13 protein-coding genes and 1 pseudogene are annotated in these 13,073 nt (G+C 73.7%); 7 read left to right on the forward strand and 7 right to left on the reverse strand.

Annotated elements, in window-relative coordinates; all coding sequences use genetic code 11:
- Positions 1 to 42: 42 nt before the first annotated feature.
- Both AMYTH_RS0121930 and AMYTH_RS45395 read left to right on the forward strand, forming a co-directional pair.
- Positions 43 to 1,008: a lipase family alpha/beta hydrolase gene (locus AMYTH_RS0121930; protein ID WP_027932129.1), complete on the forward strand. Its 966-nt coding sequence runs from the start codon at positions 43 to 45 to the stop codon at positions 1,006 to 1,008.
- Positions 974 to 1,524, forward strand: a pseudogene (locus AMYTH_RS45395) (SCO6745 family protein); the annotation flags it as partial. The gene AMYTH_RS0121930 and the pseudogene AMYTH_RS45395, both read left to right, overlap by 35 nt.
- Before the next feature lie 16 nt (positions 1,525 to 1,540).
- Here AMYTH_RS45395 and AMYTH_RS0121940 read toward each other — a convergent pair.
- The 4 genes from AMYTH_RS0121940 to AMYTH_RS0121955 are packed head-to-tail and all read right to left on the reverse strand — an operon-like array spanning position 1,541 to position 5,716.
- Positions 1,541 to 1,780 carry a hypothetical protein gene (locus AMYTH_RS0121940; RefSeq protein WP_027932130.1) on the reverse strand — a complete coding sequence of 80 codons (240 nt, stop codon included), beginning with the start codon at positions 1,778 to 1,780 and terminating at the stop codon, positions 1,541 to 1,543.
- Positions 1,781 to 1,805: 25 nt separating this feature from the next.
- On the reverse strand, positions 1,806 to 3,596 hold the full coding sequence (locus AMYTH_RS0121945; protein WP_027932131.1) for a helix-turn-helix domain-containing protein: 1,791 nt from the start codon (positions 3,594 to 3,596) through the stop codon (positions 1,806 to 1,808).
- Between the two features lie 4 nt (positions 3,597 to 3,600).
- A complete protein-coding gene (locus AMYTH_RS0121950; RefSeq protein WP_027932132.1) occupies positions 3,601 to 4,932 on the reverse strand; it encodes an MFS transporter in 1,332 nt (443 codons plus the stop codon).
- 34 nt (positions 4,933 to 4,966) lie between these two features.
- On the reverse strand, positions 4,967 to 5,716 hold the full coding sequence (locus AMYTH_RS0121955; RefSeq protein ID WP_027932133.1) for a 3-hydroxybutyrate dehydrogenase: 750 nt from the start codon (positions 5,714 to 5,716) through the stop codon (positions 4,967 to 4,969).
- A gap of 123 nt (positions 5,717 to 5,839) precedes the next feature.
- Here AMYTH_RS0121955 and trxA point away from each other — a divergent pair, with 123 nt between their 5' ends.
- Both trxA and AMYTH_RS0121965 read left to right on the forward strand, forming a co-directional pair.
- The gene (gene trxA, locus AMYTH_RS0121960; protein WP_017987207.1) at positions 5,840 to 6,208 is read left to right on the forward strand and encodes a thioredoxin; all 369 of its coding nucleotides are present in this window, start codon (positions 5,840 to 5,842) and stop codon (positions 6,206 to 6,208) included.
- 39 nt (positions 6,209 to 6,247) lie between these two features.
- On the forward strand, positions 6,248 to 7,102 hold the full coding sequence (locus AMYTH_RS0121965) for a hypothetical protein (RefSeq protein WP_027932134.1): 855 nt from the start codon (positions 6,248 to 6,250) through the stop codon (positions 7,100 to 7,102).
- Between the two features lie 405 nt (positions 7,103 to 7,507).
- Here AMYTH_RS0121965 and AMYTH_RS0121970 read toward each other — a convergent pair whose 3' ends face one another.
- Positions 7,508 to 8,071 (reverse strand): TetR/AcrR family transcriptional regulator, encoded by a 564-nt coding sequence (locus AMYTH_RS0121970; protein WP_027932135.1) that lies wholly within the window; start codon positions 8,069 to 8,071, stop codon positions 7,508 to 7,510.
- A 32-nt stretch (positions 8,072 to 8,103) separates the two neighbouring features.
- Here AMYTH_RS0121970 and AMYTH_RS0121975 point away from each other — a divergent pair, with 32 nt between their 5' ends.
- Together AMYTH_RS0121975 and AMYTH_RS45400 are read left to right on the forward strand one after the other, a co-directional pair.
- The gene (locus tag AMYTH_RS0121975; RefSeq protein WP_027932136.1) at positions 8,104 to 9,231 is read left to right on the forward strand and encodes an FAD-dependent monooxygenase; all 1,128 of its coding nucleotides are present in this window, start codon (positions 8,104 to 8,106) and stop codon (positions 9,229 to 9,231) included.
- A gap of 54 nt (positions 9,232 to 9,285) precedes the next feature.
- Positions 9,286 to 10,080: an SAM-dependent methyltransferase gene (locus AMYTH_RS45400; RefSeq protein ID WP_051362770.1), complete on the forward strand. Its 795-nt coding sequence runs from the start codon at positions 9,286 to 9,288 to the stop codon at positions 10,078 to 10,080.
- Positions 10,081 to 10,709: 629 nt separating this feature from the next.
- Here AMYTH_RS45400 and AMYTH_RS0121985 read toward each other — a convergent pair.
- The gene (locus tag AMYTH_RS0121985) at positions 10,710 to 11,603 is read right to left on the reverse strand and encodes a LysR family transcriptional regulator (protein ID WP_027932137.1); all 894 of its coding nucleotides are present in this window, start codon (positions 11,601 to 11,603) and stop codon (positions 10,710 to 10,712) included.
- Between the two features lie 61 nt (positions 11,604 to 11,664).
- Between AMYTH_RS0121985 and AMYTH_RS0121990 the strand changes: the two genes are divergently transcribed.
- Positions 11,665 to 12,453 carry an ABC transporter ATP-binding protein gene (locus tag AMYTH_RS0121990; protein ID WP_027932138.1) on the forward strand — a complete coding sequence of 263 codons (789 nt, stop codon included), beginning with the start codon at positions 11,665 to 11,667 and terminating at the stop codon, positions 12,451 to 12,453.
- A 5-nt stretch (positions 12,454 to 12,458) separates the two neighbouring features.
- Here AMYTH_RS0121990 and AMYTH_RS0121995 read toward each other — a convergent pair whose 3' ends face one another.
- Positions 12,459 to 12,962: a nitroreductase family protein gene (locus AMYTH_RS0121995; RefSeq protein ID WP_037323984.1), complete on the reverse strand. Its 504-nt coding sequence runs from the start codon at positions 12,960 to 12,962 to the stop codon at positions 12,459 to 12,461.
- Between the last annotated feature and the right edge of the window lie 111 nt (positions 12,963 to 13,073).

Here is a 13,073-nt window from a genome sequence, read left to right on the forward strand (position 1 = left end):
ATCCCCTCGGTTCACACGACGGAGTGTGCCGGAAGGACGGTCATGAAGCGCTCGTTGCTCGCCCTGCTGGTCCTCGTGTGCGCGGTCCTGGCGCCCGCGTCCGCCGCCGCCGCGGACGGTCCCGCATTGCGGGTCCCGGAGGCCGCGCTCGACGCGGCGCTGGTGTGTTCCGGTGATGTCCGCGGGTCCGGGCACAACCCGATCCTGCTGGTCGCCGGGACGACGCTGACGCCGGAGGTGTTCGCCTGGAACTACGGGCCCGCGCTGACCGCGCTGGGCCGTCCGTTCTGCACGGTCGCCCTGCCGGACAACGGGATGGCCGACATCCAGGTCGCCGCCGAGTACGTCGTGCACGCGATCCGCGCGGTCAGTGCCGCGGCCGGGCGGGACGTCGACATAGTCGGGCACAGCCAGGGCGGGATGGTCCCGCGCTGGGCGCTCAAGTACTGGCCGGACACGCGCTCCCGGGTGGGGGACGTGATCGGGCTGGCGCCGTCGAACCACGGCACGGTCGTGGCTGCGGCCGTCTGCCTGCCGGGCTGCGCGCCCGCGTTCTGGCAGCAGCGCACCGGGTCGGCGTTCCTGACCGCGCTGAACAGCGGCGCGGAAACCTGGGCTGGCATCGACTACACGAACGTCTACACGGTGCTGGACGAGGTGGTCGCGCCCAACCTGAACGACTACGGCAGCTCGTCGCTGCACACCGGACAGGGGCGGATCAGCAACGTCGGCCTGCAGGAGGTGTGCCCGGCGCACGTCGCCGACCACCTGACCACCGGCACCACCGACGGCGTCGCGTTCGCGCTCGTGGTGGACGCCCTCACCCACGACGGCCCGGCCGACCCCGCGCGGCTGCCCGCGGACGTCTGCACGCGCCTGCTGATGCCCGGCGTGGACCCGGTGTTCCTCGCCGTGAACGAGGCCCGGATGGCAACGGTCGTGGCGACGCAGGTCGCGCTGTACCCGCACGTTCCGGCGGAACCCCCGTTGGCGGAGTACGCCCGCTGAAACCGGTGATCGGCCTTCTACAACTTCGCCGACGGTGAGGCCGTGCGGCACATCCCGAGCGCGTGGGAGACGATCCCGCCCGAGGCGTCCGCGGCCGCGCGGGAGCGGGGCAGCGCGGCCTCCCTGCGGCGGATCCTCGGCGACGAGCTGGCCGGTTCTCCCGGCCTGGCGTGCGCCGCCTATCTGACCACCAAGGCCGCGACGAGCGCGCCCACCGCGGGGCGGGTGATGTACGCCGGGCTGCGCGCCCGTCCGGTGCCGGGCGATCCGGTCGCCCGGCTGTGGCACTCCGCGAACATGCTGCGCGAGCACCGCGGCGACGGGCACGTCGCCGCTCTCGTCGGCGCCGACGGCCGATTCACCGACGCGGGCCGCGAGACCAAGCGGCGCGTCGAAGCCCTCACCGACGAACTCGCGACCCCGCCGTACGAGGCGCTTTCCCCCGCCGAGCTCGACGAGCTGATCGCCGAACTCGAACCCATCACCGCGAGGCTGGTGGCCGCCGGATCGCGCTGAGGGATTCTCGCCCGCGTCAAGCGCCGAGGGTGTCGATCTGGGTCGACAGGATCGCGGCCTGTTCGTCGAGCTCGCGGTCCTCCGGCTGCTCCCCCACCCGCTGCCGCAGCGTCTCGCGCTCGATGACGGTCAGCGCGCCCTCGTGGCGGGACAGCTCCTCGGCAGACAACACCGCGAGGCTGCCCTCCTGCAGGACCAGCTGCGCACCGTTCCCGGCGTCCAGCAGCGCCTTCAGATCACCCGCGGTCACGTTCATCGGGCCTCCCTTCGTCGGCCCCCGGCTACCCGCTCCGCCGCCCCGTCAAGCGTTGCACCCGCAGCGCCAGCTGGATCTCCAGCGCCCGCCCCGGCTCCTGCCAGTCGTCGCCGAGCAGGGTCGCTATCCGGTCCAGCCGCTGCACCACCGTGTTGACGTGCACGTGCAGCGCCTCCTTCGCCCGCGTCAGGTTGCCGCCCGCCGCGAAGTACGCGTGCAACGTTCCGATCAGGTCGGTGCCACGCCGCTCGTCGTAGTCGAGCACCGGGCCGAGCGTGCGCCGCACGAAGCCGGTCAGGTCGCCGCGCTCGCCGAGCAGCACCCCGAGGAACCCGAGCCCGCCCGCGGACGCCCCCTCGCCGGACCGGCCCAGCGCCAGCAACGCCCGCAGGCACCGGACCGCCTCGGCATGGGCCGCGGCGATCGCCGCCGGGCCCCGCGCCGGGCCTGCCGCGCCGACCGTCACCGGCGTGTCCGTCGCCGCGGTCAGCGCCTCCGCGATCCGCGCGGCGACCACGTCCGGGTCGCCGCGGACCAGCAGCACGACCTCCTCCGCGTGGATCCCGGCGAGCGCGGCGTGCCGGGCCGCGGCCACCGCCAGCCGCGCGCGGGACACCGACTCGGCGTGCGCGACCAGGACCGCGTGCGGCTCGGTGAGGTCGACGCCCAGCCGTTCGGCGCGCGCGAGCAACGCGCCCGGGTTGCGGTCCGGCGCGGTGAGCAGGTCGGTCAGCAGCTCGCCGCGGACCTCGTCCTCCGCCTTCGCCACCGACCGGCGCAGCAGCAGCAACAACGCGGTCACCACGGCCGCCCGCTCGAACAGTCGCCGGTCGGCGTCGAGCAACGCCTCCCGGCCGGCGAGCACCATGCTGCCGAGGAGCTCGGGCCCGGCCTGCACGGCGCACACCAGCGACCCGCCGCCCGACACCGAGCGTCCGGTGCTCCGCGACAGCGCCACCACCTCCGGGTCCGGTGCGGGCGGGGCGGTCCCGGCGTGCGCCAACTCCTCGCCGGCCGCGTCGAACAGGCCGATCGAGCCGCGCAGGACGTCGGCCACCGCGGCCGCCACCTCCGGCACGTCCCCGCCGCGCAGTACCAGGTCCATGAGCCGGTCGTGCGCCTCCTCGGCGCGGTGCATCGCCGCGGAGTGCGAGCTGATCTCGTCCAGCAGCCGGGCGTTGTCCAGCGCGATGACCGCGTGGTCGGCCAGCGAGGACAGCAGCGCGACCTCGTCCGGGGTGAACTCGCGGGGCGTGCGGTCGGACGCGTAGAGCACCCCGATCACCGCGCCGCCCAGCGACAACGGGACGCCGAGGATGCCGGCCAGGCCCTCGTCGCGCACCGCGTCGTCGATCGGCTTGGTGTGCAGGAACCGCTCGTCCCGGAAGTAGTCCGGTGTCGCGTACGGGCGCGCGCTCTGCGCGACCAGGCCGCCGAGCCCCTCGCCCATGCCCAGGATGACTTCCTTGAACAGGGGGGACACGCATCCGTCGGTGACGCGCATGTAGGTGCGCCCGGCGGCCTCGTCGTTGAGGCTGAGGTAGGAGACGTCCGCGCCGAGCAGCGTGCGGGCCCGCCGCACGATCGACCGCAGCACGGCGTCCGGATCGCGCAGGCGGGCCAGGTCGCTGGCCGTGTCGAACAACGCGGTCAGCTCGGCTTCGCGGCGGCGGTGCGCGGTCAGCGTGGCGTGGATGCGCAGGGCCAGTTCGGTGGCCTTGGGGTGCGCGGCGCCGGCGTGCGCCAGCTGCTCGCTGCTCGCCCCGCCGGCGAGCAGGTCGAGCAGCCGGAGCACGTCGTCGTCCACGCCGATCATCGTCTCATCGCGTCGCCGGTTCCGGGGCGGTCGCCGGCTGCTCGTCGTGCAGCGAGCTGCCCGCGGTCTCCTTCGCGCTGGTCACCGCGATCACCGTGAGCACGCACATCACCACCACGTACAGCGAAACCGCCAGCGTGCCGCCGAACTCCTTGAACAACGCGACCGCGACGATCGGCGCGAGCGCGCCGGCGGCGATCGAGGACAGCTGCCCGCCGATCGACAGGCCGGTGTAGCGGACGCGGGTCGGGAACTGCTCGGCGAAGAACGCCGCCTGCGGGCCGTACATCGCGCCGTGCAGCACCAGGCCGATGGTCGCGGCGAGGATGATCATCCCGGGCGAGCGGGTGTCCATCAGCGCGAAGAACGCGAACGCCCAGCCGGCCATGGCGACCGCGCCGAACAGGTACACCGGGCGGCGGCCGATCCGGTCGGACAGCGCGCCCCACAGCGGGATCGTCACGAAGTGGATCGCCGACCCGATGAGCACCGCGTTGAGCCCGGCCGACTTGCTGAGCCCCAGCGGGCCGGTGACGTAGACCAGGATGAACGCGGTCAGCACGTAGTAGGACACGTTCTCGGCCATGCGGGCGCCGATGGTGATCAGCACCCGGCGCCACGCGCCGCGGAAGACCTCCACCGCCGGGGCGCGGTGCTGCTCGCCGCGCTGACGGGCCTTCTCCTGCGCGGCCAGGAACACCGGCGACTCGGTGACGGTGAGCCGGATCCACAGGCCGATGATCACCAGCACGCCGGAGAGCAGGAACGGGATGCGCCAGCCCCACGCGGTGAACGCGGCGTCGGACTGAACCGCGGCGAGGATCGCGAGCACCGCGGTGGCCAGCAGGTTCCCGCCGGGCGCGCCGCACTGCGGCCAGGACGCCCAGAACCCGCGGCGGCGGTCGTCACCGTGCTCGGACACGATGAGCACCGCGCCGCCCCACTCGCCGCCGAGCGCGAAGCCCTGCACCAGCCGCAACGCCGTGAGCAGCAGCGGCGCGGCCACGCCGACCGTCGCGTAGGTCGGCAGCAAGCCCATCGCGCAGGTCGAGCCGCCCATCAGCAGCAGGCTGAACACCAGCAGCTTCTTGCGGCCGACGCGGTCGCCGAAGTGGCCGAACACCAGGCCGCCGAGCGGCCGGGCGAGGAAGCCGATGGCGTAGGTGGCGAACGAGAGCAGGGTCCCGGTCAGCGGATCGCTGCCGGGGAAGAAGAGCTTGTTGAAGACCAGGGCCGCGGCCGATCCGTAGAGGAAGAAGTCGTACCACTCGATCGTGGTGCCGATGAGGCTCGCGCCGACCACTTTCGCGATCGAGCGGTTCTCGCTGCGGGGCATGGGGCAACACTCCTTTGTGCCGTGGCGGAAAACCTCAGGCGGCGGTCCAGCCGCCGTCGAGGGGCAGGGAAATCCCGGTGATGTGGCCGGACGAGGGGCCGCACAGCCAGCGCACCGCGTCCGCGACCTCGGCCGGGCCGATCAGCCGTTTGATGGCGGCGCGCCCGAGCAGGACCTCGCCGAGGATCTCGTCCTCGGGGCGTCCGTGCGCGGCGGCCTGGTCGGCGATCTGGTCGCGCACCAGCGGGGTGTCCACGTAACCCGGGCTGACGCAGTTGCTGGTCACCCCGTGCGGCGCACCCTCCAGCGCGGCCACTTTGGACAGTCCTTCGAGTGCGTGCTTGGCGGACACGTAGGCGGACTTGAAAGCGCTTGCGCGCAGACCGTGCACGCTGGAGACGTTCACGATCCGGCCCCAGCCCTGCGCGTACATGTGCGGCAGCACCCGGCGGATCAGCAGGAACGGCGCGGTCACCATGACCTGGTGCATGCGGGTGAACACGTCCGGCGGGAACTCGGTCAGCGGCGCGACGTGCTGGAAGCCGGCGTTGTTGACGAGGATGTCGGCGTCGGCGGGCAGGGCGTCGACGGCCGCGAGGTCGGCGAGGTCCGCGGTGTGCGCCCAGCCGCCGGTCTCGTCGGCGACGCGCGCCGCCGCGTCCGCGTTGATGTCCACCACGTGCACCTTCGCCCCGGCCTCGGCCAGGGCGTGCGCGCAGGCGCGCCCGATCCCGCTGCCGGCGCCGGTCACCAGCGCGACGCGCCCGTCCCAATAGCCACTCATGGCGACAGACGGTAAGCGGCCTGGAGCGGGTTGCCTATGTGTTCGATGAACATAAGTTCCGAGGATCTTGTGGTGACCGGTGCTACCCGGAATAGGTGACGGCCGGGGCGTGTTGCACCGCTCATGGCGACGGTAACGCTGACCAAGGACAACTTCGAAGAGGTCGTCAACTCCGACGGCATGGTGCTCGTCGACTTCTGGGCGGCCTGGTGCGGGCCGTGCCGGATGTTCGCGCCCGTGTTCGAGGGTGCGGCCGACCGGCACGACGACATCGTGTTCGGCAAGGTCGACACCGAGGACCAGACCGAGCTGGCCCAGGCCTTCGGCATCCAGTCGATCCCGACGCTGATGGCGGTGCGGGACGGCGTCGTGCTCTACGCCCAGCCGGGCGCGCTGCCCGAGCAGAGCCTCGAGGAGCTGATCGGCAAGCTGCGCGAGGTCGACATGGACCAGGTGCGCGCGGAGATCGCGAAGCAGCAGCAGGCCGAATGACGGTTTGCCGGTGGTCGCCGGCGAGCCGATGATGGAGGCATGACGTCCCGGGGGTTCGACGCGGTCGCCGACGAGCTGTACGCGCTGCCCCGGGACGAGTTCACGCCGGCCCGCACCGAGCGGGCCAAGGAGGCGAAGGGCCGCGACCCCGAGCTCGCCAAGCGCATCAGCCAGCTGCGCAAACCGACCGTCGCCGCGTGGCTGGTGAACCAGGTGAGCCGGCGGCATCCGGACGAGATCGGGCAGCTCGCGGACCTCGGCGCGCGGTTGCGCACGGCGCACCAGAAGCTGGCGGGCGACGAGCTGCGCACGTTGTCGCGGCAGCGCAACGAGCTGATCCGGCGGCTGAGCGGACGGGCGGGTGGCGTCGCCGGCGAGGCGGGCGTCCCCTACAGCGACGTCGCGATGCGCCAGGTGGAGGACACGTTCGAGGCGGCGGTGTCCGATCCGGACGCGGCGGCGGAAGTGGCCGCGGGACGGCTTTCCGCGGCGCTGGAACCGTCCTCTTCGGAGGATTGGCTGGCGGCCGCGCTGGCTGCTTCCCCCAAGCGCAAAGACGCGCCTGCGCCGGCCCCGAAACCGCCGAAACGAGACCCGGAAGCCGAGCGTCGGCAGGCCGCACGCGAAGAGGCCCGCGCGAAGGCCGACGAGGCGGAGGCAGCCCGCGACGAGGCTCAGCAGGCGCTCGACGAGGTGAGCGCCCGGGCCGACAAGGCCGCGGCGCGGGTGGCCGAGCTGCGCTCGCAACTGGACGACGCGAGCCGCGAAGAACGCGCAGTGCGCAAGGAGCTCACCGCCGCCCGCAAGACCGCGACCGCAGCGAACAAGACCGCCGACGAGGCGCGACGGCAGGTCGCCGAGATGGAGTCGTTCGGCAAGCGACGGAAGCGCTGAGGCGCACGCGCCAAGCGATCAGCAGACGGAAACTGTTCCCGGCAGCGGCCGGGCGCGGAGCACGACCCCCGGCAGCAGCGCCACAAACTCAGCCGTGCCGCGCGTCAACTCCGCCAACTCCAGGGATCAGCAGGTGGGGATGACCTCCCCGCCCGCGCCCAGGCGCCCCCCGGCAACAGCGCCACCACGAACTCAGCCGCGCTCAACCCAGCTCCGCCAACTCCAGCGCCCAGGCCGCCCACCCACCAGGGATCAACAGGCGAAGATCACCGCCCCACAGGCCAGGCACCGACCCCAGGCACCGACCCCAGGCAGCAGCGCCACGAACTCGGGCCGCGCTCAACCCCAACTCCGCCAGCTCCAGCGCCCGAGCCGCCCCACGCACCAGCGATCAACAGGCGGAGATCACCGCCCCACCGGCCAGGCACCAACCCCCAGCAGTAGCGCCACGAACTCGGCCGTGCTCAGCTCCAGCTCCGCCAACTCCGGCGCGCGAGCCACCCCGGCGCCGGCCACCGAATCGAACAGCACCCCGTCGCACCAGGCGATCAGCATCCGCGTGTGCCGCGCCGGGTCCGGGGAGCCCGCGCGCGCCAGCAGTTCGGCGCAGCTGTCGCGGAATCGCTGCCCCACCCGGTCGTAGATCGCCCGCAGCTCGGGCCGTCGCGTGGCCTCCAGCGCGAACTCGTAGCGCGCCACCAGCCGCGTGCGGCCGGTCGTCATCGCGGCGTGCAGGAACCGCGCGAGCGCCGGCGCCAACTCGTCGTCCGCCACCGTCAGCGACGCGTCGTCGAGTTCGGCGATCCGCCCCACCGCCAGCTCCAGCAGCGCCGCCCTGGTGCGGGCGTAGTACGAGGTCGACCCGGGCGGCAACCCCGCGGCCCGGTCGACGGCGCGGTGGGTCAGGCCGCGCATCCCCTCCGCGGCGACCACCTCGATGGCCGCGTCGGCGATCGACGTCACGCGCACGCCGGTGACTCTACAGGCGTAGAGTCACCGGCGTGCGAACAGCAGCGGTGATCGGCGGCGGCATCGGCGGGTTGAGCGCTGCGATCGGGTTGCGCCGGGCGGGCTGGGAGGTCGCCGTCTTCGAACGAGCGCCGCGGTTCGCCGAGGTCGGCGCGGGCATCACGTTGTGGCCCAACGCTTTGCGCGCCCTGGAGTCGCTCGGCCTCGACCTGGCGCCGCTCGCCGTGCCGCAGGTCAGCGGACGGCTGCGGGACCACCACGGGCGCCTGCTGACCGAGGTCGACGGCGCCCGGTTCGAACGCGCGCTGGGCAAACCGCTCCTCGGCATCGCCCGCGCCCAGCTCCTCGACCTGCTGCGCGAGGCCATCCCGGCCGCGGACCTGCGGGCGGGCACCACCGTCACCGCGGTGACCGGCGACGGCCGGGTGCGCTGGGACGGCGGCGAGCTCAGCGCCGATCTGGTCGTGGCGGCCGACGGCGTGCACAGCGCCGTCCGCTCCGCGCTCTGGCCAGGCCACCCCGGCCCGGTCCACACCGGGCACACCGCATTCCGGGCGATCCTCGACGATCCGGGGCCGCTCGAGCTGTCCGGTCTGCTCGGGCCGGGCACCGAGGTCGGGATGGTGCCGCTGACCGGCGGCCGGCTGTACTGGTACCTGGCGTGCGAGTCGCCCCGCGGCGTCCGGCCCGCGGACCCGAAAGCCTTCCTGCGGCGCCACTTCGGCGACTGGCCCGAACCGCTGCCGAGCCTGATCGAGGCGACGCCGGGCGAGCGGTTCCTCCAGCACGATCTGCTCGCGCTGCGCACTCCCCTGCCGACGTACGTCCGCGGGCGGGTCGCGTTGCTCGGCGACGCCGCCCACGCCATGTCGCCGTACCTGGGCCAGGGCGGCTGCCAGGCCATCGAAGACGCGGTCGTGCTCGCCGCCGCGACCGTCCGGCACGCGTCGGTCGACGACGCGCTGAGGGCGTACGACCGCGAACGCCGCCCGCGCAGCCAGGCGATCGCGCGCCGGTCCGACCAGGCCGGGCGGCTGGGCGCCCAGCTGAAGAACCCGCTTGCCGTCGCGGCACGCAACGCGGTGCTCCGGCTCATGCCGGCCGGGCTGTCGGTCCGCGCGGCCACCGCCGCCGCTCGCTGGAGCCCTCCCGACCGTTGACCGCCGTGCCAGACTGAGCGGATTCGCAGCACGCCGGACTGGTGGTGATCGCCGATGACCCAGCAGGAACGCACCACGGCGACGGCCGCGGGCGTGTACGACTGGTACCTGAACGGGCACCACCACCTGCCGTGCGACGCCGAGGTGGCGATCGCGGCCCAGAAGGTCTTCCCGCTCGCCGGGCGCGTCGCGCGCTACAACCGGGACTTCCTGCAGCGTGTGGTCCGCTGGATGACCGGGCACGGGATCCGGCAGTTCCTGGACATCGGCTCCGGCTACCCGGTGGCGGGCAACGTGCACGAGATCGCCCAGCGGTACGCGCCGGGTTCGCGGGTGGTCTACGTCGACCTGGATCCGCGCACGGTCGAGGTGAGCAACGACCTGCTCGCCGGGGAGCCGGACGCGGCCTGCCTGCTGGCCGACGCGCGCGAGCCGGAGGCGATCTTCGAGCGGGCCGGGCTCCTGGACTTCGGCCAGCCCGTGGGGCTGCTGATGGTGTCCGTGCTGCCCTTCGTGCCGGGCGACGTGCGCCCCCTGGTGCGGCGCTACGTCGACCGGCTCGCGCCGGGCAGCTACCTGGCGCTCACGCACATCACGACCCCGGAGGACGAAGGGCTGCAGCGCAGGCAGGAAGAGCTGCGCGACACCTACAACGCCAAGGTGCGGCAGTCCGCGCAGGTGCGCGGGCGGGCCGAGGTGGCGGCGCTGTTCGACGGCACCGAGCTCGTCCCGCCCGGGCTGGTGCTCGCCACGCACTGGAACCCGCCGCGGGGCTACCTCCCGGACCCGGGCGACCAGGCGAGCGCCGTGCTGCTCGGCGCCGTCGGGCGGGTGCTCAGCGGGGCTTAGCCCTGGGCCGCGACGCATCGCCGGAACGGCGCGAGAGTCGCACGCGCCTGGTCTTCGTGCGGCGTGCCGCCTCGGCCAACGCTGATCGCGCATGCTGAATGCCCGGCGGGCGCGCGGCGCGCCCGGCCTGGGCGGAGTTCCGCCGCCACCCCGGCCGACTCCCTGCGGCAGGTGAGCACGCTGCTGCTCGGCTTCGGCCCACGGCCAAAGGCAGGGCTTGGCCGACGAACCGAACCAGCGCCCACCCGCTCGGCCATGCCTGCCGGGGCGCTACGGCCTGGCCGCGGGTTCGGCAGTCCGCCGCCTCCCGCACCGCCCATGGCCGACGCCCTACGGCAGGCGAGCACGCTGCTGCTCAGCTTCAGCGCAGACCAAAGGCAGGGCCCGGCCAACGAACCGAACCAGCGCCCACCCACTCAGCCATTCTCACCGGGCGTGGGGCCCGCACTGGCCTGGGCGCGTTCCGCGGCCACCTCCCGCGCCGCCCCGGCCGATGGGTGCGGCAGGCGAGCACCCTGCTGCTCGAGCGGGTGCCTACGTAGGACCTGCGCGGCAAGCCGAAACAGCGGCCGCCGACTCGGCCATTCCCGCCGGGCCTGCCGTCCGGAGCTCCGGCCCGGCGAGCCGCGTCAGCGTCCGCCCACCCGCGCCGCCATGCCTGCCGCGCGCACCGGCTTGGCCGCGGTGCGGTGTTCCGCCGCCACCTCGCGCGCCGCCCTGGCCAGGGCCGAGATCGCGGGTGACCGGGTGCCCTGCGGCCAGGCGAGCAGCAGCCGCGCGGGGGCGGCATCCACCACCGGCACCGTCACCAGGTTGTGGTCCAGCGCGTCCAGCACCGACTGCGGCAGCAGCGCGACGGCCCGCCCGCGCGAGGTCACGCGCAGCAGCTTCGCCAGGTCCGTCACCTCGACACCACCGTCGTCCGGGTAACCGGCCCATCGCCCGACCGGCTCGCCGCGCAGGTCGCTCAGCTGCAGGATCGACCGGCGCGCCAGGCGGTGTTCCGGCGGCAGCAGCGCCGACCTCGGCTCGGCGCGCAGCTCCTCCGTCTCCAACCCACCCGCGTCGTCGAAGGGGGTGTGCAGCAGGGCGACGTCCGCGCGCCCGTCGCGCAGCAGGGACACCCTGTCCTCGTGCGCGGTGACGAGTTCGACCGGCACCGCGGCGGGGTCGCTCTCGTAGCGGCGCAGGATCGGCGGCAGCAGCCCCGCGTCGCCGCCGGGTTTGGCGGCCAGGGCGAGGTAGGGCACGCCACGCCCGGCCCGCTGCGTGCGCCGGGCCGCCGCCGCGACGGCCGCCAGCGCCTTCCGCGCCTCGTCGAGCAGGACCTCGCCGGCCGGGGTGAGTTCGACCCGCCTGCTCGTGCGGTCGAACAACGTGACCTCCAGCCGTCGCTCCAGCGACCGCACGGCCTTCGACAGAGCAGGCTGGGCCAGTCCCAGCCCTTCCGCCGCGCGACCGAAGTGCAGGGTCTCCGCCACGGCGACGAAGTAGGCGAGTTCTCGCGTCTCCACCCGATCCATTCCGGGAGGTTATCGGATGTCCGTTTTCATCAGACGTCTGAGGACTTGGTACCGTGCGGACATGACGCCCGTGCTGCAGGTGAGCGATGTCGATCTCGTCCGCGACGGCCGGTACCTGCTCCGGTCGATCTCGCTGACCGTGCGCGAGGGCGAGCACTGGGCGCTGCTCGGCGCGAACGGCGCGGGCAAGAGCACGCTGCTCGGGCTGCTGGGGGCGCTCACCCACCCGACACGCGGGACGGTCGACGTGCTCGGGCACCGGCTGGGCCGGGTCGACATGCGCAAGCTGCGGTCGTTCCTCGGGCACATCAACCCGCGGCACCCGCTGACCTCGCCGCTGTCGGTGTTCGAGGTGGTCCTGACCGGGCTCACGAACACGACCGAACTGGTGCCGCGCTGGCAGCCGGCCGCGGCGGAGCGGGAACGCGCCGAGCGCCTGATCCGGATGCTGGGCCTCGCCGGACAACGCGATGCCCGCTGGCCGACCCTGTCCCAGGGCGAGCGCGGCCGGGCGCTGATCGCCCGCGCCCTGATGCCGTCGCCGCGCCTGCTGCTGCTCGACGAACCGGCGACGGGCCTGGACGTCGCAGCGCGCGAGCAACTGCTGTCCAGTGTGGACGCTCTGCGGCGGGACCACCCGGAGCTGGCGACCGTGCTGGTCACCCACCACCTGGAGGAGCTGCCCGCGAGCACCACGCACGCGCTCCTGCTGCGCGAAGGCCAGTGCCTGGCGTCCGGGACGGCCGACGAGGTGGTGACCACCGACCACATCAGCAAGTGCTTCGACCACCCCGTGCGCATCACCCGCACCGAAGGCCGCTGGACCGCTCGGGCCGAGCCGCTGGCCTGAGCGCGCTACAGCTCCGAGAACACGTCCGCCAGCGCCTTGCGCCCGACCGGCACGGCGGACCGGCCTCGCAGGCGCTCCCCCGGCCAGCCCAGCGCGAGCGCGTGGTGCGCGCGCCACGGGTGCCCGTGGCCGGTGAGCGCGGCCGCCTCCACCGCGTTGGCCTTGGGGTACAACGAGACCGGACAGCTGCCCAGTCCGGCGAAGTGCGCCGCCACGACGAGTGTCTGGCACAGCCGCCCCAGGTCGAACTCGGTGTCCGCACCGGCTTCCGAATCGGACAGCAACACGAGCGCGACCGGGGCCGCCGACAGCGGCAGCGCGTACTGCCCGAGGCGGGCCAGCGCGTGCCGCACCGCGGGGTCGGTCACCGAGACGAGCCGCCACGGCTGGCGGTTCCGCGCGGAACCGGTCCAGCGCGCCGTCTCGACCAGGTCCACGACGAGGTCCCTGGGCACCGGCCGGTCGGCGAACACTCGGGTGGCGCGGATGTCGCGCAGCGGGTGGTCCATGGCCGAGAGCATGCCGGACGAGTGAAAAGGGACCTTAGGCCCTGGATCCGGCCTGAGCCATCGGGCACTGTATGGGGCAGACCCCGAGGTGCCCGGGCACTACGAGGTCCA

Origin of the sequence: Amycolatopsis thermoflava N1165 (assembly GCF_000473265.1) — a bacterium.
Taxonomy (GTDB): Bacteria; Actinomycetota; Actinomycetes; order Mycobacteriales; family Pseudonocardiaceae; genus Amycolatopsis_E; species Amycolatopsis_E thermoflava.

Excerpts from the sequence above, each read along its gene's own strand:
- AMYTH_RS0121950 (WP_027932132.1), bottom strand. The coding sequence starts at position 4,932 with ATGCCCCGCAGCGAGAACCGCTCGATCGCGAAAGTGGTCGGCGCGAGC.
- AMYTH_RS0121940 (WP_027932130.1), bottom strand. The coding sequence starts at position 1,780 with ATGAACGTGACCGCGGGTGATCTGAAGGCGCTGCTGGACGCCGGGAAC.
- AMYTH_RS45400 (WP_051362770.1), top strand. The coding sequence starts at position 9,286 with ATGACCCAGCAGGAACGCACCACGGCGACGGCCGCGGGCGTGTACGAC.
- AMYTH_RS0121955 (WP_027932133.1), bottom strand. The coding sequence starts at position 5,716 with ATGAGTGGCTATTGGGACGGGCGCGTCGCGCTGGTGACCGGCGCCGGC.
- trxA (WP_017987207.1), top strand. The coding sequence starts at position 5,840 with ATGGCGACGGTAACGCTGACCAAGGACAACTTCGAAGAGGTCGTCAAC.
- AMYTH_RS0121945 (WP_027932131.1), bottom strand. The coding sequence starts at position 3,596 with ATGATCGGCGTGGACGACGACGTGCTCCGGCTGCTCGACCTGCTCGCC.
- AMYTH_RS0121995 (WP_037323984.1), bottom strand. The coding sequence starts at position 12,962 with ATGGACCACCCGCTGCGCGACATCCGCGCCACCCGAGTGTTCGCCGAC.
- AMYTH_RS0121985 (WP_027932137.1), bottom strand. The coding sequence starts at position 11,603 with ATGGATCGGGTGGAGACGCGAGAACTCGCCTACTTCGTCGCCGTGGCG.
- AMYTH_RS0121965 (WP_027932134.1), top strand. The coding sequence starts at position 6,248 with ATGACGTCCCGGGGGTTCGACGCGGTCGCCGACGAGCTGTACGCGCTG.
- AMYTH_RS0121990 (WP_027932138.1), top strand. The coding sequence starts at position 11,665 with ATGACGCCCGTGCTGCAGGTGAGCGATGTCGATCTCGTCCGCGACGGC.
- AMYTH_RS0121930 (WP_027932129.1), top strand. The coding sequence starts at position 43 with ATGAAGCGCTCGTTGCTCGCCCTGCTGGTCCTCGTGTGCGCGGTCCTG.